Source organism: Aeromonas rivuli (assembly GCF_000820045.1).
Classification (GTDB): domain Bacteria; phylum Pseudomonadota; class Gammaproteobacteria; order Enterobacterales; family Aeromonadaceae; genus Aeromonas; species Aeromonas rivuli.
The window spans coordinates 15,743-37,614 of the sequence record NZ_CDBJ01000100.1 but is presented as its reverse complement, the minus strand read 5'-3'; the positions used below and the strand labels follow the sequence as shown (position 1 = coordinate 37,614).

At 58.7% G+C, this 21,872-nt stretch carries 24 protein-coding genes; 19 read left to right on the top strand and 5 right to left on the bottom strand.

Annotated elements, in window-relative coordinates; genetic code table 11:
- Positions 1–34: 34 nt before the first annotated feature.
- Complete coding sequence (locus BN1130_RS19955) at positions 35–424, bottom strand: type IV pilin protein (RefSeq protein WP_042044193.1); 390 nt, start codon at positions 422–424, stop codon at positions 35–37.
- 103 nt (positions 425–527) lie between these two features.
- Between BN1130_RS19955 and BN1130_RS19950 the strand changes: the two genes are divergently transcribed.
- The 8 genes from BN1130_RS19950 to luxS all read left to right on the top strand — a co-directional run bounded on the left by BN1130_RS19950 (position 528) and on the right by luxS (position 8,099).
- Positions 528–1,055 carry a GspH/FimT family pseudopilin gene (locus tag BN1130_RS19950; protein WP_042044406.1) on the top strand — a complete coding sequence of 176 codons (528 nt, stop codon included), beginning with the start codon at positions 528–530 and terminating at the stop codon, positions 1,053–1,055.
- Positions 1,049–1,693: a PilW family protein gene (locus BN1130_RS19945; RefSeq protein WP_042044192.1), complete on the top strand. Its 645-nt coding sequence runs from the start codon at positions 1,049–1,051 to the stop codon at positions 1,691–1,693. Before BN1130_RS19950 ends, BN1130_RS19945 begins: the two co-directional genes overlap by 7 nt.
- 1 nt (position 1,694) lies before the next feature.
- Positions 1,695–2,804: a PilX N-terminal domain-containing pilus assembly protein gene (locus BN1130_RS19940; protein ID WP_042044191.1), complete on the top strand. Its 1,110-nt coding sequence runs from the start codon at positions 1,695–1,697 to the stop codon at positions 2,802–2,804.
- Between the two features lie 11 nt (positions 2,805–2,815).
- On the top strand, positions 2,816–4,918 hold the full coding sequence (locus tag BN1130_RS19935; RefSeq protein ID WP_042044190.1) for a prepilin-type N-terminal cleavage/methylation domain-containing protein: 2,103 nt from the start codon (positions 2,816–2,818) through the stop codon (positions 4,916–4,918).
- A gap of 86 nt (positions 4,919–5,004) precedes the next feature.
- The gene (locus tag BN1130_RS19930) at positions 5,005–6,627 is read left to right on the top strand and encodes an NAD+ synthase (RefSeq protein WP_042044189.1); all 1,623 of its coding nucleotides are present in this window, start codon (positions 5,005–5,007) and stop codon (positions 6,625–6,627) included.
- Positions 6,628–6,636: 9 nt separating this feature from the next.
- Positions 6,637–6,975 carry a nitrogen regulatory protein P-II gene (glnB, locus tag BN1130_RS19925; protein ID WP_005895417.1) on the top strand — a complete coding sequence of 113 codons (339 nt, stop codon included), beginning with the start codon at positions 6,637–6,639 and terminating at the stop codon, positions 6,973–6,975.
- Positions 6,975–7,571 carry a transglycosylase SLT domain-containing protein gene (locus BN1130_RS19920; RefSeq protein ID WP_042044188.1) on the top strand — a complete coding sequence of 199 codons (597 nt, stop codon included), beginning with the start codon at positions 6,975–6,977 and terminating at the stop codon, positions 7,569–7,571. The genes glnB and BN1130_RS19920 overlap by 1 nt, the downstream gene beginning before the upstream one ends.
- An 18-nt stretch (positions 7,572–7,589) precedes the next feature.
- Complete coding sequence (gene luxS / locus BN1130_RS19915; protein WP_005895411.1) at positions 7,590–8,099, top strand: S-ribosylhomocysteine lyase; 510 nt, start codon at positions 7,590–7,592, stop codon at positions 8,097–8,099.
- A gap of 74 nt (positions 8,100–8,173) precedes the next feature.
- Here luxS and BN1130_RS19910 read toward each other — a convergent pair whose 3' ends face one another.
- On the bottom strand, positions 8,174–9,196 hold the full coding sequence (locus BN1130_RS19910; RefSeq protein WP_042044187.1) for a GGDEF domain-containing protein: 1,023 nt from the start codon (positions 9,194–9,196) through the stop codon (positions 8,174–8,176).
- A 133-nt stretch (positions 9,197–9,329) separates the two neighbouring features.
- Here BN1130_RS19910 and rnr point away from each other — a divergent pair, with 133 nt between their 5' ends.
- From rnr to BN1130_RS19880, 6 genes are all read left to right on the top strand, one after another.
- Entirely contained in the window at positions 9,330–11,708 is a 2,379-nt protein-coding gene (gene rnr, locus BN1130_RS19905; RefSeq protein WP_042044186.1) for a ribonuclease R, read from the top strand.
- Positions 11,705–12,454: a 23S rRNA (guanosine(2251)-2'-O)-methyltransferase RlmB gene (gene rlmB / locus BN1130_RS19900; RefSeq protein WP_042044185.1), complete on the top strand. Its 750-nt coding sequence runs from the start codon at positions 11,705–11,707 to the stop codon at positions 12,452–12,454. Before rnr ends, rlmB begins: the two co-directional genes overlap by 4 nt.
- 9 nt (positions 12,455–12,463) lie before the next feature.
- Positions 12,464–13,021 (top strand): Crp/Fnr family transcriptional regulator, encoded by a 558-nt coding sequence (locus BN1130_RS19895; RefSeq protein ID WP_042044184.1) that lies wholly within the window; start codon positions 12,464–12,466, stop codon positions 13,019–13,021.
- A 109-nt stretch (positions 13,022–13,130) separates the two neighbouring features.
- Positions 13,131–13,580, top strand: a complete 450-nt coding sequence (locus BN1130_RS19890) for a GNAT family N-acetyltransferase (RefSeq protein ID WP_042044182.1) — start codon at positions 13,131–13,133, stop codon at positions 13,578–13,580.
- Between the two features lie 255 nt (positions 13,581–13,835).
- On the top strand, positions 13,836–14,696 hold the full coding sequence (locus tag BN1130_RS19885; protein WP_042044181.1) for a DMT family transporter: 861 nt from the start codon (positions 13,836–13,838) through the stop codon (positions 14,694–14,696).
- A 133-nt stretch (positions 14,697–14,829) separates the two neighbouring features.
- Positions 14,830–15,666, top strand: coding sequence for an EamA family transporter (locus BN1130_RS19880; RefSeq protein WP_042044179.1), 837 nt, complete (start codon positions 14,830–14,832; stop codon positions 15,664–15,666).
- 45 nt (positions 15,667–15,711) lie between these two features.
- Here the strand turns inward: BN1130_RS19880 and BN1130_RS19875 are convergent, their stop codons facing one another.
- Positions 15,712–16,560, bottom strand: a complete 849-nt coding sequence (locus BN1130_RS19875) for an alanyl-tRNA editing protein (RefSeq protein WP_042044178.1) — start codon at positions 16,558–16,560, stop codon at positions 15,712–15,714.
- A gap of 86 nt (positions 16,561–16,646) precedes the next feature.
- Positions 16,647–17,885 carry an Nramp family divalent metal transporter gene (locus tag BN1130_RS19870; RefSeq protein ID WP_157014122.1) on the bottom strand — a complete coding sequence of 413 codons (1,239 nt, stop codon included), beginning with the start codon at positions 17,883–17,885 and terminating at the stop codon, positions 16,647–16,649.
- A gap of 299 nt (positions 17,886–18,184) precedes the next feature.
- Here BN1130_RS19870 and rpsF point away from each other — a divergent pair, with 299 nt between their 5' ends.
- The 4 genes from rpsF (at position 18,185) to BN1130_RS19850 (ending at position 20,176) form a co-directional block, all read left to right on the top strand.
- Positions 18,185–18,571, top strand: coding sequence for a 30S ribosomal protein S6 (gene rpsF / locus BN1130_RS19865; RefSeq protein WP_005895384.1), 387 nt, complete (start codon positions 18,185–18,187; stop codon positions 18,569–18,571).
- A gap of 32 nt (positions 18,572–18,603) precedes the next feature.
- Positions 18,604–18,834: a 30S ribosomal protein S18 gene (gene rpsR, locus BN1130_RS19860; protein ID WP_005313392.1), complete on the top strand. Its 231-nt coding sequence runs from the start codon at positions 18,604–18,606 to the stop codon at positions 18,832–18,834.
- Between the two features lie 49 nt (positions 18,835–18,883).
- On the top strand, positions 18,884–19,330 hold the full coding sequence (gene rplI, locus BN1130_RS19855; protein ID WP_042044176.1) for a 50S ribosomal protein L9: 447 nt from the start codon (positions 18,884–18,886) through the stop codon (positions 19,328–19,330).
- Between the two features lie 102 nt (positions 19,331–19,432).
- Positions 19,433–20,176: a ferredoxin--NADP reductase gene (locus BN1130_RS19850; RefSeq protein WP_042044175.1), complete on the top strand. Its 744-nt coding sequence runs from the start codon at positions 19,433–19,435 to the stop codon at positions 20,174–20,176.
- A gap of 17 nt (positions 20,177–20,193) precedes the next feature.
- On the opposite strand, the gene BN1130_RS19845 is transcribed toward BN1130_RS19850, so the two are convergent.
- Positions 20,194–20,508: a hypothetical protein gene (locus tag BN1130_RS19845; protein WP_042044173.1), complete on the bottom strand. Its 315-nt coding sequence runs from the start codon at positions 20,506–20,508 to the stop codon at positions 20,194–20,196.
- 225 nt (positions 20,509–20,733) lie between these two features.
- Between BN1130_RS19845 and BN1130_RS19835 the strand changes: the two genes are divergently transcribed.
- Complete coding sequence (locus tag BN1130_RS19835; protein WP_042044171.1) at positions 20,734–21,798, top strand: hypothetical protein; 1,065 nt, start codon at positions 20,734–20,736, stop codon at positions 21,796–21,798.
- Positions 21,799–21,872: the final 74 nt, after the last annotated feature.

Sequence of the window (21,872 nt, the reverse complement as noted above, 5' to 3'; positions counted from 1 at the left end):
CCTGGTGATGGGCTTTTTTCATGGCGCAGCAGGGCTATTTCCAGCAGGCTGCGGGTGTCTTGGCATCAGCCTTGGTGAGGGTCAAGGTGTTGCAGCTGGTCGCCCCGCTATTATCCCCGCTCTGGGCCCCCTTGGCGGTAGCAATCAGGGTATAGCCGGTTGCAGAGGCGCCCGATATGCTGAAATTGTAATAGTCGCTGGCAGGATTGCCGACGGCACTGAGGGTTGGACTGTAGCTGCTGTTGCTGACCCTGTACTCCTCCTGCTTGAGCTGCATGGTCAGCAGGCCCTTGAACCCTTCTGCGCGGCGAGACTTGCGCAAGCCGTCCGTGAAGCTGGGATAGGCGATGGCGGCTATGATGGCCACTATGGCTACTGCCACCATAAGCTCAATCAATGTCATTCCTCTGGCGTGTTTTCTCATAGTCGGCATGGTTTGGGAGGCGGGTTGATACTATAGAATAGTATGGGCTGTTTCCTCCACATGGATGAAGGCACACAGACAGGGAGTCTGGACAAAAATGGTGATGCAAGGGAAAGGATCCCGTGGTTTTACCCTGATTGAGTTGATGGTCGCCACTCTGGTGGTTGCGTTGCTATTGGTGGTCGCCATCCCCAGTTATCAATCACTGCGTCAGGAGCAACTGGTCAGGGCTGTTACCCAGGCCATCTATACCGATGTCATGCTGCTTAAGTCAGAAGCTATCAAGCGCAACCAGACATTGAATCTCCTCATCTTCAACAGCGGCACCAGCAACTGGTGCTATCGCATTCATATCGATGATTCCTGTACCAGCTGTGCCGATGCGTGTTCTTCCATTGAGGGGCGCAAAGGGGTTGATGCTGGCGAGTTTCCAGGCATCAGTCTGGTTGGCAGCTACAGTGAGTCAGCCACCAATATCAGACCCCTCAATATATCGCCCCGGCGAGGCACACTGACGGCTGGCAATATAGCCATTACGCTAGGGTCGTACGCCATGCAGGTGAAAACCAACAATGTTGGACGAGTGCGAACCTGCGCCGTCAGCAACATTAGCGGGGTGACGGCATGTTGAGAAGGTCAGCAGGGTTTAGCCTGGTTGAACTGATGGTGGCCATGGTGGCAGGTCTGATCCTGGTTGCGGCTGTGACAGCCCTGTTTGCGACAGTGCTCAGGGCCAACAGTACCGCCATGAAGGTCAGTCGCCTCAATCAGGAAATACAGGCGATCACTGACATGATGGCACGTGACATTCAACGGGCCGGATTCGACGCCAGTGCCGCGACGGCGACACGATTGGCGTCCGGCGCAACACAGTCACCTTTCTACTTCGATGTGGCAGCTGATCTATTGGACGAGACGGCGACAGGATCCAAGATTTACCGCTGCATCAGGGTGCGTTATGACGACAATGGCAATGGCGTACTCAACAACAGCGCCTCCAGCAGTTTAGAAACCCTGGTCTACAGCTACAGTGCTGCGAGCAAGGGGGTTAAATTGGCAACCGGGGCCACGGCAGCCTGCAATGGCGGCAGCCTGATCTCAACCGATGACACCCTCGAAATTACCTCGCTGACGTATAACTTGCTATCCAGTAGCCAGGCAAGCGGTGCCAGAGCCATCCAGCTCAATATCTCGGGTCGCTACAAGGATAATACGGCGCTGACCTTGAACCTGCAGCGTGATATCAAGCTGCGCAACGATGGTTACTAGCATGAGAACTCAGTCCGGTTTTACCACCTTCACTGTGACCCTGATCCTGCTGCTCATCTTGCTGGCAGTCTCTTTGCTGGTGGGCAAGTTGCTGGTCGCCGATCGTCGGGTGACCTTGAATGAGGCGCTGTATCGTCAGGTGATGACATTGGCTGAACAGGGGATCTCCTATGGGTTTGGCCGGATCAGCAGCGTTCCAGCCTGGCGTGGCAACATTACGGTGTCACCGTCTGGTGCAGGAGGCAGCTATACCCTGCTCGCAGAGGAGATGACGCCTTTCCCCGTGGTATCAGGTAGCAGCACATTAGTGACCCCGATACGGCTGCGTGCCCAGGCAACGCTTGCCAATAGTCAGGCGCAAGCTGTTGTCGAAGCGCAATACGTGCAGACCAATGTGCTGGCCGGTACGCCGGCTGCGCCGCTCACAGTGGCAGGGGGCATGGCGGTGGGAGGGAATTTTACCGTAGTTGCCAATCCCAATGGTGGCGGGCCTGGGGTACCACTCTCCATCTGGACCGATGATTATGTCGATCTCAACAATGGTTCGGGTCAGACCTGCCATCAAGGTGATTATGCTGGCGGTTGCAGTGCCAATATCAGCCAGAAAGGGGATAAGCAATCTGATATCAAGGACAGCGATCCTGCTTTCCCAACCGATCTGGTTTGGTATCTGTTCAATGAAACTGATGATGCTGCCGGTTGGGCCAACATAGAGTCAAGGGCCAGCCAGATAGTCAATAACTGCAGCAGCCTGGGACCAACCTCCACCGGACTCATCATCGTCAAGGGTGATTGCAGCCCTGGAGCCAATATTGGTACTCAAGCCGCGCCTGTGGTGCTGATCATCAAGGATGGCAGCTTGAGTATCAACGGCAATAACCAGCTCTATGGCCTGATTTTTGCCTACTCCTCCCATCCCGCCACGGCAACCACAGACATCAAATTAAATGGGGGGGCCATCGTCAATGGTGCCCTTGCCGCCAATTTCAAGCTGGGTAAGGCCAATGGTACCTATGATGCCAAGTATGATGAGGCCGCCTTGAGCAACATAAAAACGGGGGCTGCCTTTCAGACCCTGAAACAGATACCCGGTAGCTGGCGCGACTGGTAGAGGATATGCAGATGAAAAGGCAAAAAGGATTTGGCCTGCTGGAGATTCTGGTCACCCTGGTGGTGTTGGGGGTCGGTGTTGTGGGGTTGATCTCCTTATCCAAGTCGGCGCTGACGGCCTCTCAGGATGGGCGCCGCTATGAGATTGCCATGCGGCTTGCCGAATCAAAGCTGGACGAGTTTCGCAACTTCAATAATCTGGTAACGGCCACAGCCCCCCTCACCGCTTATAGCGCCATCGCGAGCGGTACCGCAAGCAAGAGCCAGTCAGGCGACAATTATGCATTGGCATGGACTGTGGCCAATCAGTACTGGAATAGCGCCACCTCCGCGTGGCAAGCGACAGCCCCGGTGGGCTATCTGTTGAATTACCCCGGACGCAAAGAGATCAGGGCCGTGGTCAGCTGGACCAACAGCGAAGGGGCGACTCCCAATATCACCTTGGTGGGCTACGCCTCCCCGTCTCAGTCGCTGACTCTCAGTCAAATCGCTGGCGGTCTGGATGTCACTCGGGCAGGCCCCAAAATCAGCTATACCCCCGGAGTGGCTCCCGATGTCATCTCGATAGACCTTGGCAATGGCAGCAAGCAGGAGACCAGCAAACCCTCACCGACCGTCAGCGCCAAGAACAGTACCATTGGCAAGGAGGTTCAGTTTGAAACCATGACCTATCAGCCTGTCGGGCAGGGGAATACCCAGCAGATCCAGCAGGATATTGCCTCGGTCAGCTGTGCCTGTACCTCTGGCTCTACTGCGAGCACGTATCTGCCTGGGCAAGTGTACAAGACGGCGACGGGTCAGCTTTATTGGAAAGTCGGCGCCCTGCAGAGCAAGCCAAGTGGCACCGTCAGTGGCAATAATCAGCCAGCATTGTGTGCCAGTTGCTGCACGGATCACTTCGACGGAACGGGGACGGGATTCACCAACTACTATGCCCCGCTCAACACCAGCCGCAAGCGCTATAACAGTGCACTGGCGGAGGCTGTCAGCGGTAACTATGTCGATGCTTGCCGCTTTGTGCGACTGGATGGTTATTATCGCCCCATTCCAGATTGGAATCTGATCAAAGTGATAGTGACTACCTCGGATTTTCTTGCCACAGCAGCCAATCAGATAAGTTATGAGAATTACATCAAATATGTGGTCAAGGCTTATGTTGACTGGCAGAAGCAGACTCTGAACTGGACCTCCAACCCCACGGCAACGGCTCCGACCATCAGCGAATTTAGCGACTGGCTTGCTACCAATGCGGCTGGTGGTGGTGATACGGCGACCGCCATTACTGTCAATACCGGTACCCGGCAGCTGATCGCCCGCGGCATTTATGTCGACATTCTCGATCCGACTTATTTGAGCGGTATAGATACCAGTGTCGCCGGTTATCTGGCCAAGGTGCCTTTTCAGGATATCAACCTGACTATGCTGGCGGAATGGTCCATGACGCCACTCAGTGGTCAGCTAACGGGAGCGGTGACCGATTACGGTACCATCAGCAATGAGCCGATCGATACCATAGTCGATCTCAATAACTACTATTTTGGCAGCTACAGTCGTGGCTATCTGACGACCAAGAAATCAACCAAAGACAGCAGTCAGGTACTGCAGAGTGTGAAGGTCAAGGCGACGGTTTATCAGGGCAATTCTGGGGTGACGGCGACGCTTATTTCCCCCAGGGATCAGAGCTTGGCACTCAGTACCGAGTTGGCGGTCAAAGTTGACAGCACAGTAGTGGCTCAACCGACATTGACGGTGACCGGCAAGGTGCAATGCCTGGAACAAACCAGCAAACAGAATCCAGCACCAAAAGCTTGTAATAAAGATTATTTCAAAAACTTGGATATTTACCCCTCTTCCTCTTGCCATATTGATGAGCCTGCAAGTACCAACCAAGTTGGTATATATGTTTGCACGGCAGAGCAGAATAGTACTTTGGTGGTTAGTTTCTCGCATTCTGGGAGTGGTAATATCAACTTCCTTCTGAGGCCGAGCACGTTAAGCATTCCCATGGCTCCGCCAGCGGATGGTTCTCAGGTCATCAATGGCCCCTGCACTCTGTTGGTCGACAATGGCGTCACCAACGCAGCCAACTTGACCTGCTCCTCCCCCTCCCCTTAAGGTCCGTCGCGGGAGCCAAGGCGCTGGCACAGCCAGCGCCTTTTCTTTATTATTCCCCATCATTTTCGAATTCAAGATGCATCGCCATGGCAAAAGCCCTCTCCCTGATGCTTGCCCAGTTAAACCTGACGGTAGGCGCCATCGAAGATAACTGTGACAAAATTCTGGCCGCTGCCGAGCAAGCCTCAGCACAAGAGGCCGATCTGCTGGTCTGCTCCGAACTGGCCCTGACCGGCTATCCGCCGGAAGATCTCTTGCTGCGCGCCGATCTCATGATACGGGTCGAGGCGGCCCTGGCTCGCATTGCCGCCTGGCAGGGCTCCTGTGCCATCTTGCTGGGCCACCCCTGGCGCAAGGATGGCAAACTCTACAATACCGCTTCCTTGTACGATAACGGTGAACTGCTGGCCCGCTATTTCAAGCAAGATTTGCCCAATTACGGGGTCTTTGACGAGAAGCGTTACTTCAGCGCTGGCAACGAGACCTGTGTGGTGAATTTGCGAGGCCATCAACTGGGCCTGCTTATCTGCGAAGATCTGTGGCAACCGGGTCCGGCCATGGCCGCCAAGGCGGCGGGGGCCGAGCTGCTGCTCACCATCAATGCCTCGCCCTATGACAAGGACAAACCCTGGATCCGTCGCGAGCTGATGGCGGAGCGCTGCGGCCAGACTGGCCTGCCGCTGGTCTATCTCAATCAGGTATGCGGTCAGGATGAGCTGGTGTTCGACGGCTGTTCCAAGGTGTTCAACGGCCAGGGGGAGCTGACTCACCGATTGGCTCCCTTCGCAGAGGAACTGGCGCTGGTTCATTTTGACAATGGTCAGCCCCGCAAAGAGCGCGAGCCTGCGGCGCCTCTGGCTCCCTTGGCTGAGGTCTATCAGGCTTTGGTGCTGGCGGTACGTGATTACGTCACCAAGAATGGCTTCCAGGGTGCCGTGCTGGGTCTGTCCGGCGGTATCGATTCGGCATTGACCCTCGCTATCGCCGGCGATGCGATTGGCAATGACAAGGTGCAGGCGGTGATGATGCCGTTCCGCTACACGGCTCAGATGAGCGTGGAAGATGCCAAAGAGCAGGCCGAGCGAATGGGAGTTGAATTCAACATCATCTCCATCGAGCCCATGTTTGAGGGCTTCATGACTCAGCTTGCCCCCCTGTTCGAGGGCACCGCCCGGGATACCACGGAAGAGAACTTGCAGGCGCGCTGCCGCGGTGTGCTCTTGATGGCGATCTCCAACAAGCGGCGCCGCATCGTGCTGACCACCGGCAACAAGAGCGAGATGGCCGTGGGTTATGCCACCCTGTATGGTGACATGGCGGGCGGCTTTGATGTGCTCAAGGACGTACCCAAGACGCTGGTGTTCCAACTCTGCGAATACCGCAACAGCGTCAACTATGTGATCCCACAGCGGGTCATCGACAGGCCGCCTTCGGCAGAGCTGGCCCCTGACCAAGTGGATCAAGACAGCTTGCCCCCCTATGAGATCCTCGATGCCATCTTGCAACGCTATGTGGAGCAAGATGCTTCGGTCGCCGACATGGTGGCAGAAGGGTTTGAAGAGGCGGTAGTGCGCAAGGTGATCCGGCTGGTGGACATCAACGAATACAAGCGCCGTCAGGCCGCGGTGGGGCCACGTATCTCGCCCCGTAATTTTGGTAAGGATCGCCGTTACCCCATCACATCCGGGTTTGGCAAACAGAACTGGTAAGGAGTCACCATGAAGAAGATTGAAGCCATCATCAAGCCATTCAAGCTGGACGATGTACGGGAAGCCCTGGCCGAGATTGGCATCAACGGCATGACGGTCTCCGAGGTCAAAGGCTTCGGACGCCAGAAGGGTCATACCGAGCTGTATCGCGGTGCCGAATACATGGTGGATTTCCTGCCCAAGGTCAAGGTTGAGCTGATCGTGCAAGACGAGGAGCTGGACGCCTGCATCGAGGCTATCCAGAACACGGCCCGCACCGGCAAGATAGGGGATGGCAAGATCTTCGTGTGTGAGGTTGAACGGGTGATCCGCATCCGCACCGGCGAAGAGAACGAAGACGCTATCTGATGTGGAAGCGCCTCGTGCTTGGGAGCCTGTCGTTGGGGCTCGCCGCTTGCAGTAGTTCGCCGCCGGCCCAGCCGGAAAATCTGTGTCAGATCTTTCGTGAGAAGCCTGACTGGCATGAGGCGGCCCTCGACATGTCGAAACGTTGGGGCACGCCGGTCCAGGTGGTGATGGCCATGATGTATCAGGAGTCCTCCTTCGTACATGATGCCCAGCCACCTATGGGGTATTTCCTCTTTATCCCCACGGGACGTGCCAGTTCGGCCTATGGCTATGCCCAGGTCAAAGATGATACCTGGGATGATTATCAGCGGGAGACCGGCAACAGCTGGAGCAGCCGCGATGACTTTGCCGACGCCATCGATTTTATGGGCTGGTACACTAACAAGGCTCAGAAGCTCAATGGCACCTCCAAGTGGGATGCCTACGGCCAGTATCTGAATTATCACGAAGGCTGGGGTGGCTATCGCCGTGGCAGCTACCGCAGCAAGGGGTGGCTGATGAAGGTCTCCCGCAAGGTAGAGGCCCGTGCCCAGCGCTACGGAGCCCAGTATCGACAATGCAAGGATCAGCTCTCCAGCGGGGGCTGGTTTTCGTAACTAATCAGGAGTTCAGACATGCCGTTATTGGACAGTTTTACCGTCGACCATACCCGTATGGAAGCCCCTGCCGTGCGGGTGGCCAAGACAATGCAGACCCCGAGCAAAGACACCATTACCGTGTTCGATCTGCGCTTCTGCTTGCCGAATCAGGAGATCCTCTCCGAGCGTGGCATCCATACGCTCGAACATCTCTTTGCTGGCTTCATGCGCGATCACCTCAACGGTGACGGGGTCGAGATCATCGATATCTCCCCCATGGGTTGCCGCACCGGCTTCTACATGAGCCTGATTGGTGCGCCGGATGAGGCGCGGGTTGGCAAAGCCTGGCTGGCGGCCATGGCGGATGTGGTCAAGGTGCAGGATCAGTCCCAGATCCCCGAGTTGAACCTCTATCAGTGCGGCACCTATGCCATGCACTCTCTGGATGAAGCTCAGGATATTGCCCGCAACGTGCTGGCTCGTGGGGTGGGTGTAAACCACAACGATGCGCTCGCCTTGCCGGAAGAGCAGCTCAAATCCCTGTAATAGGGGAAGACAAATACGAGAGGGGCCGCTGATAGCGGCCCCTCTTTTTGGTGGCGGGTAAGCAGACAAGACCGTCAGAGTGCCAGTGGCATCACCCGGTTACGACCCAGTTCCTTTGCCTTGTAGAGCAGCTTGTCGGTACGTTCTACCAGGGTATCCCCCGTCTCCTGGCTGTTGAACTCACCGACCCCGAACGACGAGGTGATGTGATCGATGCGCTTGCCAGACTTGCGATCCAGGATCGACATCTTCTCTATGGCTCGACGCAGACTCTCTGCCATCTGACGGCTAAGGGAGAGGTTGCGGCCAGGCAGCAGCAGGGCGAACTCCTCACCGCCGAGGCGGTAAGCGGTGATGCCATCCCGGCAGCCTTCGCGCATGCGTTGGCTGAAGGCGCGCAACACCTGATCGCCAAGCAGGTGGCCGTATTCGTCGTTGAAGCTCTTGAAGCGATCGATATCGGCCAGGATCAAGGAGAAGGGATGACGGCTGCGGATCAGGCTCTCAAGTTCCAGTCCGAAGGCGCGTCGGTTGAGCAGGCCGGTCAGCGCATCCTCATTGGCGAGCTTGCGGGTCTCGTTGAGCATCTCCCTCAGCTCCTTGATCTCCTTCTCGGCATTGCTTAGCTGGCTGCGAAAGTGCATGGTCGACATGCGCACATCGCGAGACTCGCGCACCAGATCCCGTAATATACCCATGGTATCGTCGAGGCTGAGCCCCTCATCCTCGATCTGGCTCAGTCGATCGAAGCTGCGATCCAGCATGGTCTGAAAGGCGCCGGTGTCTGACAGTGCATCCTGCATGGTATGGCCAAGTTCGCTGGTCATGGCCGCGAGGCTTAGCTTCATGGTTTCGATCTGCTGTTCGTCCTGAGCCGCCAGATGCTGATGGAACAGGCGCTCACAGGTCGTCAACGAGCAGGTGCCCTGCAATTTGATGGCCTGATCGATGGCGTGATTCAGCTCGGGCATGCTGGCCGACACATAGCTGTACCAGAGGGTATAGTTGGCAGGCGTGGTGGGGATCTGATACTTGATCATCAGAGGAACCGCCTGCTTCAGGTAGGCGGCGGACTGCGCGAATGAATCCTTGCTCATGAGTTCCATGTCTTATGGGGCACACAATTTCGGCCAGTATGACAGAGAGATGTTGTAAAAGGCAGCAGGTGGATGCCATTAGCTCCCCCCTCCGATATACTAGCCGAGTCATTACTTATTCTAAGGCCTGCTTATGTCTGAAAAAGATCCTTTCCTCCAACGAGAGGCCGAGAAATACGAGAATCCCATCGCCAGCCGCGAAATGCTGCTGGAGCTTATTCGCGGTCATGAAAAACCCATGTCCCGTGAAGAGCTGGCCACAGTCCTCAAGCTGACTGAAGAAGAGCCGTTGGAAGCCCTTCGCCGTCGTCTGCGCGCCATGGAGCGTGACGGACAACTGGTCTTCACCCGCAACCAATGTTATGCCCTGCCGGATCGTCTGAATCTGGTGAAAGGCTATGTGCTCGGCCATAAAGATGGATTCGGTTTTCTGCGCCCTGAAGGTGGTGGATCGGATCTGTTCCTGAACAACCGCGAGATGCAAAAGCTGATGCACGGCGATTACGTGCTGGTGCAACCGACCGAGATCGATCGCAAGGGCCGCCAGGAGGCGCGCGTCGTGCGTCTGCTCAAGGCGCGTGAGGCTGACATCGTCGGGCGTTACTTCGTCGAGAACGGCATGGGCTTCGTGGTGCCGGACGACAGCCGCATCGGCCAGGACATCGTTATCCCTGAAGGGGAAAACAAGGGCGCTCGCCAGAGCCAAGTGGTTGTGGTGCGTGTCACTCAGCGTGCCACGGCGCGCATCAATGCGGTCGGTACCGTGCTGGAAGTGTTGGGCGAGAACATGGCCCCCGGCATGGAAATCGACATAGCCCTGCGCACCCATGGCATTCCTCACACTTGGCCCGATGAAGTGACCAAGGAGATTGCTGGGCTGGGCGAGCAGGTGCCGGAAGAAGCCAAAGTTGGCCGCATCGACCTGCGTTCCCTGCCGTTGGTGACCATAGATGGTGAAGATGCCCGCGACTTTGATGACGCCGTCTTCTGCCAGGCCAAGAAGAGTGGTGGCTGGCGCCTCTGGGTTGCCATTGCCGACGTCTCCTCCTATGTTCGCCCAGGTACCGCCCTGGATGGTGAGGCTTATCAGCGTGGCAACTCCGTCTACTTCCCCGAGTACGTGGTGCCCATGTTGCCTGAGGTGCTCTCCAACGGCCTCTGCTCCCTGAACCCGCAGGTGGACAGGCTCTGCATGGTGTGCGAGATGACCATCTCCTCCGGCGGCCGCATGTCCGGCTACAAGTTCTACGAAGCCGTGATGAACTCCCACGCTCGCCTGACCTACAACAAGGTGGCAGCCATGCTGGATGGCGATGCCAAGTTGCGCCATCAGTATGACCCTCTGGTGGGGCATATCGAGGAGCTCAACAACCTCTACAAGGCGCTCAAGCATGCCCGCCATCAGCGCGGTGCCGTGGAGTTCGAGAGCGAAGAGACCCGCTTCATCTTCAACGCCCAGCGCAAGATAGATCGCATCGTGCCGCTGGTGCGCAACGATGCGCACAAGATCATCGAAGAGTGCATGATCATGGCGAACGTGGCTGCGGCTCGCTACATCGAGAAGAACGAGGCTGCCGCCCTGTTCCGGGTGCATGACCGTCCGGGTGAAGAGCGCCTGACCAACTTCCGTGGCTTCCTTGCCGAACTGGGCCTGGAGCTCAAAGGCGGTCTGGAACCCGAGCCGAAAGATTTCGCCGAGCTGGCTGCCAAATTCGAAGGCCGTCCGGATGCCGAGCTGCTCTCCACCATGTTGCTGCGCTCCATGCGCCAGGCGGTCTATCAGGCCGATAACATAGGTCACTTCGGTCTGGCATTGAAGTCCTATGCTCACTTCACCTCGCCGATCCGCCGTTATCCTGATTTGATCCTGCACCGTGCCATCAAGTTCCAGGCGGCCAAGGAGCAGGCGGCCCAGCGTAACAAGTGGACCCCGAGTGGCGGTTACCACTATCAGCTGGCAGAAGTGGATCCCATGGGCGAGCACTGCTCCATGACAGAGCGCCGTGCCGATGATGCCACCCGCGATGTGGCCGACTGGCTCAAGTGCGAGTACATGCTGGATCACGTGGGTGACGAGTTCGACGGCGTCATCGCCAGCGTCACCGGCTTTGGCTTCTTCGTGCGTCTGGCGGAGATCCACATCGACGGTCTGGTGCACATCAGCTCCCTCGACAATGACTACTACCAGTTCGACCCCATGCATCAGCAGCTGATCGGCGAGAACTTCCGCCGTCGCTATCGTCTGGGTGATCGGGTGCGGGTCAAGGTCATGGCCGTCAATCTGGATGATCGCAAGATCGACTTCACCATGGTGGAGGAGCCCCTCAAGGCGACCGGCAAGAATGCCAAGGAGATGGCGCGCAAACAGGCCGAGATCAAGAGCGAGAAGGCCAAGAGCAATCGCCGCCATGAGCGTCGTCAGGAGGGCAAACCCCTGAAGACCACGGCCGCCAAACCCAACAACCGCCGTCCGAGCAAGAAGGCGCGTGACAAGGCCAAGAGTACGAAATGAGCAGTGAACTGATATATGGCATCCATGCCGTGGCCGCCCTGCTCGAACGTGAGCCAGAGCGTTTCATTGAAGTGTGGGCCCTCAAGGGGCGCGACGACGACAGGCTGCAACCGCTGTTGGATGAGCTGGAATCCCTGGGCCTCAAGGTGCAGAGCGTGAACCGCAAGACCCTCGATGATAAAGCCGAAGGCAACAATCACCAGGGCATCATGGCCAAGGTGATCGAGGCCCCCAAGCTGGCCGAGCATGACTTGGCCAGCTTGCTGGACCAGCTTGAGCAGCAGAAGGCGCAGCCCTTCCTGCTGGTGCTGGACGGGGTGACGGATCCCCACAATCTCGGTGCCTGCCTGCGCAGCGCCGATGCGGCTGGGGTGCATGCGGTGATAGTGCCACGGGATAAGGCCACCGGCCTGACTTCGGTGGCGCGCAAGGTCGCCTGTGGCGCCGCCGACGTGGTGCCGCTCATCCAGGTCACCAACCTGGCCCGCAGCCTGCGCGAGTTGCAGCAGCGCGGCATCTGGCTGGTCGGCACCGCCGGCGAGGCGGATCACGACCTCTATCAGGCCAAGTTGACCGGACCCATGGCGCTGGTGATGGGCGCCGAGGGCAAGGGCATGCGTCGTCTGACTCGTGAGCATTGTGACGAGCTGGTCAGCATCCCCATGGCCGGGGCGGTTTCCAGCCTCAACGTCTCGGTGGCCACCGGTGTCTGCCTGTTCGAAGTGGTGCGTCAGCGCCGTGGTTGAGTGAACGCCATGGAGCGACCCCTGTTTAGCTGGGATCCCCACATCGATGAGCAGGAGGCCAATGGCCTCCTCTCTTTTGCCCGTTTGCAGCATCTGGCGCCGCGAGAGTGTTTGTGGCGGGCAGGGGAGAGCCCTGACCTGCTCGTGAGGGTCGAGCAAGGGCTGTTGCGAGCCCGGGTCGCCCTCGATGACGGCCGCGAATACATCAAGGAGTTCTACTGGGAGGGGGATGAGTTTCTCGATTTCCATCATCAGCTCAGTGGTCAGCCCGCCCGCTACAGCGTGGAGGCATTGGAGCCGTGCCGTCTGCGGGTATTTCCCCTCGCCAGCTTGCGTCAGCACCGCCTTTGGCCCGCCTGGTACCAGCATCTGATCGCCGTCCAGCTGCGCATCAAGGAGGAGAAGGAGCTGTTGTTGCTGACTGGCACCCCGGAGGCGCGTTATCAGCACTTCCTGACCCATTTCCCCGCCCTCGATGCCCGTCTGCCGGATCATCAGGTGGCGGCCTATCTCGGCATCACCCCCATCAGCCTGAGCCGGATCCGGAAAAGACTGCGATCTCGCTAAGGCGTCTCGCACTTTCCCTGCATGAAAATCCCTACCGTCCGTTAACCAAGGTTAATGCGGGGCCGCTGGCGGGACGCTATGCTGGCGGCTTCTTCCCAAGGAGTCAGTTATGGATTGGACCCTCAAGGGCTTCGACGCCCTCTCGTTACATGAACTCTATGACCTGCTGGTACTGCGCTCGCGGGTGTTCGTGGTGGAGCAGACCTGCCCCTTCCTCGATCTGGATGGGCTGGACAAGCGCGGCGATGTGTTGCACCTGCTGGGGTGGCAAGACGGTGAGCTGGTCGCCTATGCTCGCCTGCTGGCACCCGATGTCGTGAAGCCGGGCCATGCGGTGATAGGGCGGGTGGTGACGGCGCCTGAGGCCCGTGGCGGCGGTCTGGGCCATCAGTTGATGGAAACGGCAAGCGCCGAGTGCGAACGGCTCTGGCCCCAGGCGCCCATTTACCTGGGTGCCCAGGCGCAGCTGCAGGGGTTCTATGGCCGTCACGGCTATCGACCCGAGGGGGAGGCCTATCTCGAAGATGACATACTGCACATCGGCATGGTTCGCCCCTGAGGGTGAGCGACCTTGTGCGCAACCCTCAGGACCTCTAATGCCTTTTTGGCATAACAATGAAATTATTATGTCTTGAGGTAGTAAAAAAAACGGATGCCTCTCTCGGACTTAGTCCGTATTCTTTGAATGATTAATCGACAATATTCGGCAGAGGCATCCTAAAGTGGCAAATCTTGCGATAAATACTGAACAAGATCCGAAAGCCTTGCTGCTTCACCGATTTATGACTGCCCCTGTCCTGAATGGGGAGGGGCGATGGAGCTGATCCGCAAGCGCTTCGCCCTCGATCTGCAAACCTTCGCCATCATCACCCTGGTGCTGGGCAATCTGGCCCAGGCCTTCTCCGATGTGCTGGTCAAGCTGATCGGCCCCGGTTTCAGTCCCTTCCAATACATGTTCCTGCGCCAGCTGCTGACCCTGCTGGTGTTGCTGCCTTTCATGCTGCGGGTGCCGAGAGCGGCCTGGGGACTGGGGGCCTGGAAATGGCACCTGCTGCGCGGCCATCTCTGTCTGATCGGCGGTGGGGGCATGATGCTGGCCCTGACCCAGCTGCCGCTCGCCACGGCCAACGCCATCTTCTATGTCTCTCCCCTGTTGACCCTGCCGCTGGCGGCCTGGCTGCTCAAGGAGAAGATCAATTCCCGGGTCTGGCTGCTGGGAGGGATGGGGCTGCTCGGGGTGGTATTTGTACTCAAACCGGGGGACTTCCATCTGGCCGGGCTGGGGGCGCTGGTCACGGCTTTTACCCTGGCACTGTTCAATGTCACCGGTCGCAAGCTGCCAGCGGGTATCTCTGTGGTGGCGACCCTGTTCTGGGCCAACCTGCTGGCGCTGCCGCTGACGGCGGGGCTGGCGGTGCATCAGTGGCAGCCGGTGGATTGGCGTTTGCTGGTGCTGATCGGGGGCAGCGGCGTGATGCAACTGCTCTACCATGCCAGCTGCATTTATGCCTATCGGCAGGTCGAGGCCAACCGCATCGCGACGACCGAGTACTCCGGGCTGATGTTCGTGGTGCTGCTGGGGGTCTGGCTGTTTGGCGAGATCCCGAGCTGGAACCTCTGGGTCGGCGTGGGTTTCATCCTGCTGGCCATCCATTGGCAGCGTCGCCTGCGCTAGCGCGCTCTGTGTTCCTGCCAATGAAAAACCGGCCGCTTGCCGGTTTTTCATATGAGCAGCTTATGAGGCCGATCCCGGTTGTGGCACCGAAAATAGGGTAGCCTGCCTCGCTCATAGTGACAGGAACTCCGTCGTGACATCCACCCTCTTTGCGGCCATCTTGCTGGCCGCGCTGCTGCATGCCCTCTGGAATGCGCTGGCCAAGCGTCAGGCCGAGGGGCGGGTCAGCGTCTTGCTGGTCTCCCTCTGCTCCGGGCTGTTTGCCGCCCCCTTCTTGCCGCTGGTGGGGTTGCCAGCGCCTGCCGAATACCCCTGGTTGGCACTCTCCATCCTGCTGCATTGCGGCTACTGCCTGTTTCTCGGTCGTGCCTATCGGCTGGGAGAGTTTGGCCAAGTCTATCCCCTGGCCCGTGGCAGTGCCCCCCTGGTGACCCTCTTGCTCGGGGCTCTGCTGCTGGGGGAGGTGCCCGGTGGGATGGCGATAGCGGGTGCCCTGGTGCTGATCAGCGGGGTGTTGCTGATGGCCTGGCGCGGTGGTGTCAGACTGGCGCCTGCGGCCCTGCGTGCCGTGCTGATCACGGCGCTGTTCACCGCCGCCTATACCCTCTCCGACGGGGCTGGCGCCCGCTCGGCCGGAGAACCGGTGCGCTATACCCTCTGGCTGTTTGCCCTGACGGCCTTGATGATGCCGCTGCTGATGGGTTGGCAGAGTCGCACCGCCTGGCGCGCGCTCAGTCTCGCGGCATGGCGCACCGGCGCCCTCGGCGGCGTCTTGTCACTGCTGGCCTACGGCATCGTCATCTGGGCTATGACCCAGGCGCCCATCGGGCTGGTGGCGGCGCTGCGCGAGAGCAGCGTGCTGTTTGCGGTGCTGCTCTCCTGGTGCTGGCTGGGGGAGAAACTGGGTCGGGTACGGCTGTGGGCCGCGCTGGTGATCCTCTGCGGTATCCTGTTGATCCGCCTCGGCTGATGGGTGACTACATCAGGCCGGTATGCTACCGGCCTGATGTTTGGCTTAAGGAGTGACCCGGGTGATCAGGGTAAAGCCCTCCTCGCAGGGGGCGAGCTGCACCCGCACCTGGCCCAATTCGGCCAGATCGGTCACATGGGTACCCCCGCAGGGGATAGTCACCTCCTGGCCTTCGAGTGCACAGTGCCAATAGCGCGAGTCTATGATGGCTTCGCCAGCCCGGCTGCGACGGATAGCCCCTCCAGCCGCCAGCCACTTCGCCAGCTGATCGTTGACCTTGCCTTCAATCTGTTCGAGTGCTGCCAGCAGTGCCTCGCCGTTGATACCTTTCTTGCGCAGACTCTTGCCGATCCGGTACTGCTCTTGGGAGCCCATGGACTCGACCCGCGAGGTCTGGATGGCGAGGCGGTCAAAGTCGGGCTGATCCAGGGCGTCGCGCTCGCTCACCTCCTTGCGCCAGTAAGGGACGAGTGTCCGGTTGAGGGCCAGCGCCGCCAGGTGGCAGCCGCTGTGGCCCAGGCTAAGGGCGAGGCGTCGCTCGCTATCCACCTGCAGGCTTATCTCGGTGCCGACTGCCAGGTCATATCGACCGGACAAGGGGTGAACCACCACGAACGCCCAACCGGGCTCACCCCGCTTCACGGGTATATCGAGATCGACAAAGAGTTCACCCGCAGGGCTGATAGCCCCCATGCGACAGGGGGCCACCTTGGCCTCACCCCCCTCCCAGCGCACCCTGCCCATATCCCCCGGCTGATCGGGCCAGAGATGACTCTGGGGGTGAAAGGGGCTGAGGTCTGTCACCAGCAGGGTCGGTTCACCGACTTGGCAATGGATCACCTTAGCCAGCTCGTTGTGATGACCCAGCACGAAGCTGGCGCGGGTATGGTGCATGGGACACTCCTGCAATGGGATTGAAGGGCAGGATAGCGCAAAGGGGGCCCAGGCTCATTAACTTGGGTTAATGAGCCTGGGGGAGATCAGAGCAGGGAGACCAGCAGGTAGGCGTTGAGGCCAATGACCAAGGCGACGATGAGACGCCCCAGCGCCTGGGTGACAGGATGATTGCGATATTCCCCCATCAGGGCCCGCTCCCCGGTCAGCATCAGCAGCGGGATCAGCGCCAGGGCTATGCCAAAACTCAGGATCACCTGGCTCAGTACCAGGACTTCGGTGGTGTTGAGGCCCATGGCAATCACGATGAAGGCCGGAGCCATGGTGATGAGGCGGCGCAGCCAGAGCGGAATGGTGAAGCGCACGAAGCCTTGCATCACCACCTGGCCCGCCAGGGTTCCCACCACGGTGGAGGAGATGCCTGAGGCGACCAGGGAGAGGCCAAACAGGGTGGCCGCCCCCTGACCCAACAAGGGGGTCAGCGTCTGGTAGGCGGACTCCAGTTCGGCCACGTGCTGGTTACCCGTGGCATGGAAGGCCGCCGCGGCCATGGCCACCATGGCCAGGTTAACGAAACCGGCGATGGTCATGGCAATGGCCACATCGACCCGGGTGCTGTGCAGACGCTGGTCGACCGAGCCTTGCCCTTCGCCGTGCTGGGTCAACGCCGAGTGCAGATAGATAACATGGGGCATGACTGTCGCGCCCAGGATGCCGGCGGCCAGGTAGATGGCCTCACTGTTGGGCAGACCGGGGAAGAGGGCCCCTTCCAGCAGGCTGGGCAGATGGGGGCGGGAGAGCATCAGCTCGACCAGATAGGCGGCTGCCACGAACAGCAGCAGGCCGCCGACCACACACTCCAAGGGCTTCTGGCCGCGGCTCTGCAACATGAGAATGCCCCAGGTGATCACCGCCGTCATGCAGGCCCCCTCCATCAGGGTCACGCCGAGCAGCAGCTTGAAGCCCACCGCCGCCCCGATGAATTCGGCGAGATCGGTCGCCATGGCGATGATCTCCGCCTGTACCCAGTACGCCCAGACCGCCGGTCTGGGCAGCCGGTCGCGAATGTGTTCGGCCAGGTTCTTGCCGGTGACGATACCGAGCTTTGCCGAGAGGGTCTGTACCAGCATGGCCATCAGGTTTGCCCAGACCACCACCCACAGCAGTTGATAACCGAAGGTGGAGCCCGCCTGGATATTGGTGGCGAAGTTGCCCGGGTCTATATAGCCGATGGCGGCGATAAAGGCGGGGCCCAACAGGCTGAATCTGAGTTTGCGCTGGGTCACTATGGCACTGACTGCGGGTTGCATAACGGCACCCTCCATAAGGATATAGCCCTAGCATAGCTGTAACTGATAACTATTATCAATTGGGTTTTTGGATGGGATCGATAGGAAAGAGCCGTTATTTACTCGGCCAGTAATGCCTGTGGCTCTGGCGTGGGCAGAAGGGGGCGGCAGGAGAAACTATCGGCTATCAAAATCACAACGGCCAGTTGCAGTCGGTGTGTCGATTTCGTACAATACGCCGCCCTATGAAAGCAGCGTCTAAACACCATACGTTCCTTGCCTCCGAGGTCTGGCTGCACCTGGGCGGAGGCTGAATTAATCCGTAAGGAGCTAAAATGCGTCATTACGAAATCGTCTTCATGGTTCATCCGGACCAGAGCGAGCAAGTCCCCGGCATGATCGAGCGTTACACTGGCGCCATCACCACTGCCGGCGGCACTATTCACCGCCTGGAAGATTGGGGCCGCCGTCAACTGGCTTACCCGATCGACAAGCTGCACAAAGCCCACTACGTTCTGCTGAACGTAGAAGCAGAGCAAGCCGTTATCGATGAGCTGGAAACCAACTTCCGCTTCAACGATGCCGTTATCCGCAACATGATCATGCGCACCAAGCACGCTGTGACTGAAGTTTCTCCGATGGCCAAGGCCAAAGAAGAGCGCTTCCCACGTCGTGACGACGAGCGCCGCGAAGAAGCGACTGAAGCTTCTTCCGAAGAGTAATTCTTAGATCACTGACATAGAGGATAAAGGCCATGGCACGTTATTTCCGTCGTCGTAAGTTCTGCCGCTTCACTGCCGAGAACGTTACCGAGATCGACTACAAAGATATCGTTACTCTGAAAAACTACGTCACTGAATCTGGCAAGATCGTACCGAGCCGTATCACCGGTACTCGCGCCAAGTATCAGCGTCAGCTGGCACGCGCCATCAAGCGTGCTCGTTACCTGGCTCTGCTGCCGTACACCGATCTGCACAACAAGTAAGAATCGGTCCGGCACTTAAGCCTAACTCAACTCTCATAGAGGAAAGGTAATGCAAGTTATCCTGCTCGACAAAATCGCCAAACTGGGCGGTCTGGGTGATCAAGTCAACGTTAAAGCTGGCTACGCCCGTAACTATCTGATCCCGCAAGGCAAAGCCGTTATGGCTACCAAGGCCAACATCGAGACCTTCGATGCTCGCCGTGCTGAACTGGAAGCCAAACTGGCTGCCGGTAAAGCTGCCGCTGAAGAGCGCGCTGCCAAGCTGGGTGAACTGGCTGCTGTTGTTATCGCCTCCAAATCTGGTGACGAAGGCAAGCTGTTCGGTTCCATCGGTACCCGTGACGTGGCTGATGCCATCACTGCTGCCGGCGTTGCTGTTGCCAAGAGCGAAGTCCGTATGGGCAACGTTCTGCGTAACACCGGCGAGTACGAAGTTGTTGTTCAGCTGCACGCTGACGTCAAGGCAACCGTACAGATCCAGGTTGTTGCTCTGTAATAGCGATTCGCTTTTGCAGAAGAAAACCCGCGCCTCGGCGCGGGTTTTTTATTTTGGGGCACCGAGTTAGAGTAAGGGACTGTTGCAACGAGAGAGGTTTCCATGGCGGCTTGGGTAGAAGGGCATGTCATCGAGCGTATCCAGTGGACGGATACCCTGTTTTCCCTGAAGGTGGAAGCGCCGCTGCTCCCCTATCAAGCGGGGCAATTCACCAAGCTGGCCCTCGAGCAGGGCGAGCGCCGCATTCAGCGCGCCTACTCCTTCGTTAACCCGCCATCATCCCCCTATCACGAGTTTTATCTGGTCGAGATCCCGGGTGGCGAGCTGACCCCCGCGCTGAGCGCCCTGGCCGTGGGGGATCCACTGCTGGTGCAATCCCAGGCGACCGGTTTTCTCACCCTGGATGAGATCCCGGCGGGACGGGATCTCTGGCTGCTCTCCACCGGCACCGCCATCGGTCCCTTCCTTTCGCTTTTGACTGCGGGGGAGGCCGAGCTGCGCTTCGAGAATCTGATCCTGGTGCACGGGGTAAGAAAGGGGGAAGAGCTCAGCTATCAGCCGTTGATCGCCGCGCTGAAGAGTCAGCTCGGCTCGCGGCTTCACTATGTGCCCTTCGTCAGTCGTGAGCCCTGGCCGGATGCCATGGCGGGTCGCATTCCAGCGGCCATCGACAGCGGCGCCCTGCAAGAGCGAGTGGGGCTGGGCTTTAGCCCCGAGCAGAGCCAGGTACTGATCTGCGGCAATCCCGAGATGGTCAAGGCGACCCAGCTCTCCCTGATTGAGCAGGGCCTGACCAAAAATCTGCGCCGTACCCCGGGTCAGATCAGCTCGGAAAACTACTGGTAACAGGGCAATGAGGGGGCTTAATTGTGCTTACCCTTGCCATTATTACCTTTGGATTTGTTGTGACCCTGGCCCGGATTGTTGTCACCGTGGACGCTGCGATTGTAGTGATCGCGGTATTTGCCATCCATGTTGCCGCAGTCAGTCTTGAGGCGACTGTCCCCTATGCGGATATCCAGACAGTTGTGCTGCCACCAGTCGTACTCCTTGGTGTCAAAATCGACATTGATTGCGCCGCCCGACAGGCTGACGCCACCATCTTTGTTACTGGGTGGTGCGGCCTGGGTGGTGGCGCTCAGGGCAAGCAGGGTGAGCAGCAGTGCGCTATGTCGCATGATAGATCCTCGATGTGGTGATGACTGGTGCCAGTATAGTGTCAGCTAGCTGGATCCCAGCCTAATGAGCCTGGGGAAAGTGGATTTAGGTCGAAAATCTGACCGAACTGGTCATCCCCTGTCCGAACGTCGGTAATATCTTGCCATTTCAGAGTGATAGCCTTCAATCTTGGCGGAGCGACTCTATAATCGGCGGTCTGATATTCCAACCGCCAGCGCAGCATCATGCAGACAGCCATCTCCTTGCCCCCAGCGTCTCCCTCATCCCAGTTACGTTACCCCAAAGGCTGGTTCGCACTCACCACCGTCTATGGTTTTACCGGGCTGGCCATCTTGGCCTCCATCGTTTTCTCTTTGTTGCTGTTTCTCTCCATCGACGACAACCCCTTGATGAAGTGGTTGTTTGGCGGCCTTGCCATCATTTTTGAGCTCGGCAAATTCTACATCTGGTACGAATATGGCGAGCGCCGGGCGCGGCGGGAGCTAGGTGGTGCCTTCTGGTCACTGCTGTTCTACGCCGTGCTGGCGGCCATCTCCATCGGCGGCAGCATAGGGGGCATCAACAGCGCCACCAACACCGTGCTCGGCATCCAGGCCAAACATGAGCGGGAGGTCGCGCGCTTTGATGAGCAGATCGACAGCATAGAGCGCCAGATCCGCCTCAATGAGGAGGCGGCGCGCAAGTACATCGAAATGGCCCGCATCTCCAGTGGGGTGAGTGGTTTGCAGCAGGCCAATACCCAGCTCAGATTGAAGCAGGATGAACTGCGCCTTGAGCGTGATGCCAAGCCGCTCAATGAACAATCTTCGATGCTGGGGCTGATGAGCAGTCTGGCGGAGGGGATGGGGGTGAGCATAGGCCAGGTGCAATTCTTGCTGGTCTGTTTCCTCTCTGTGCTGCTCGATGTGTTCGGAGCCTTTTTCGTCTCCCTGATTGGGGATGAGACCCGTTTTCGCCGCCACTGGCAGGCTCAGCGCAGCAGTGGGTGTGTCGTCTCCCGGGTCTCAGGGGAGAGGGGGCGCATGGATCAGCATGACCATGATGAGGGGCAATCTGAGCCAGCCCCCCAGCTCACGCCGCTGGATGCGGTACGCCAGGGTCTGCAAAGCGGGCGACTCAAATGTGGTAAACGGGCGGTCGCTCAGGCGCTCTCCTTGCCCCTTGAAGAGGTGGACAAGATCTTCGTGCAGTTGATGCGCGAGGGGGTGCTGACCCAGGGCAGCAACCGTCACTATGCCCTGCAAGAGACCGGGCAATCCGAACCGGGTCAATATCAGACTGGGCCCTGACAGAGAGGCTCGCCCAGGGCCTCTTGGATGGGCAAGTTAGCAGCGTCAATGGCAGTGCCAGCTGACATCGAGGC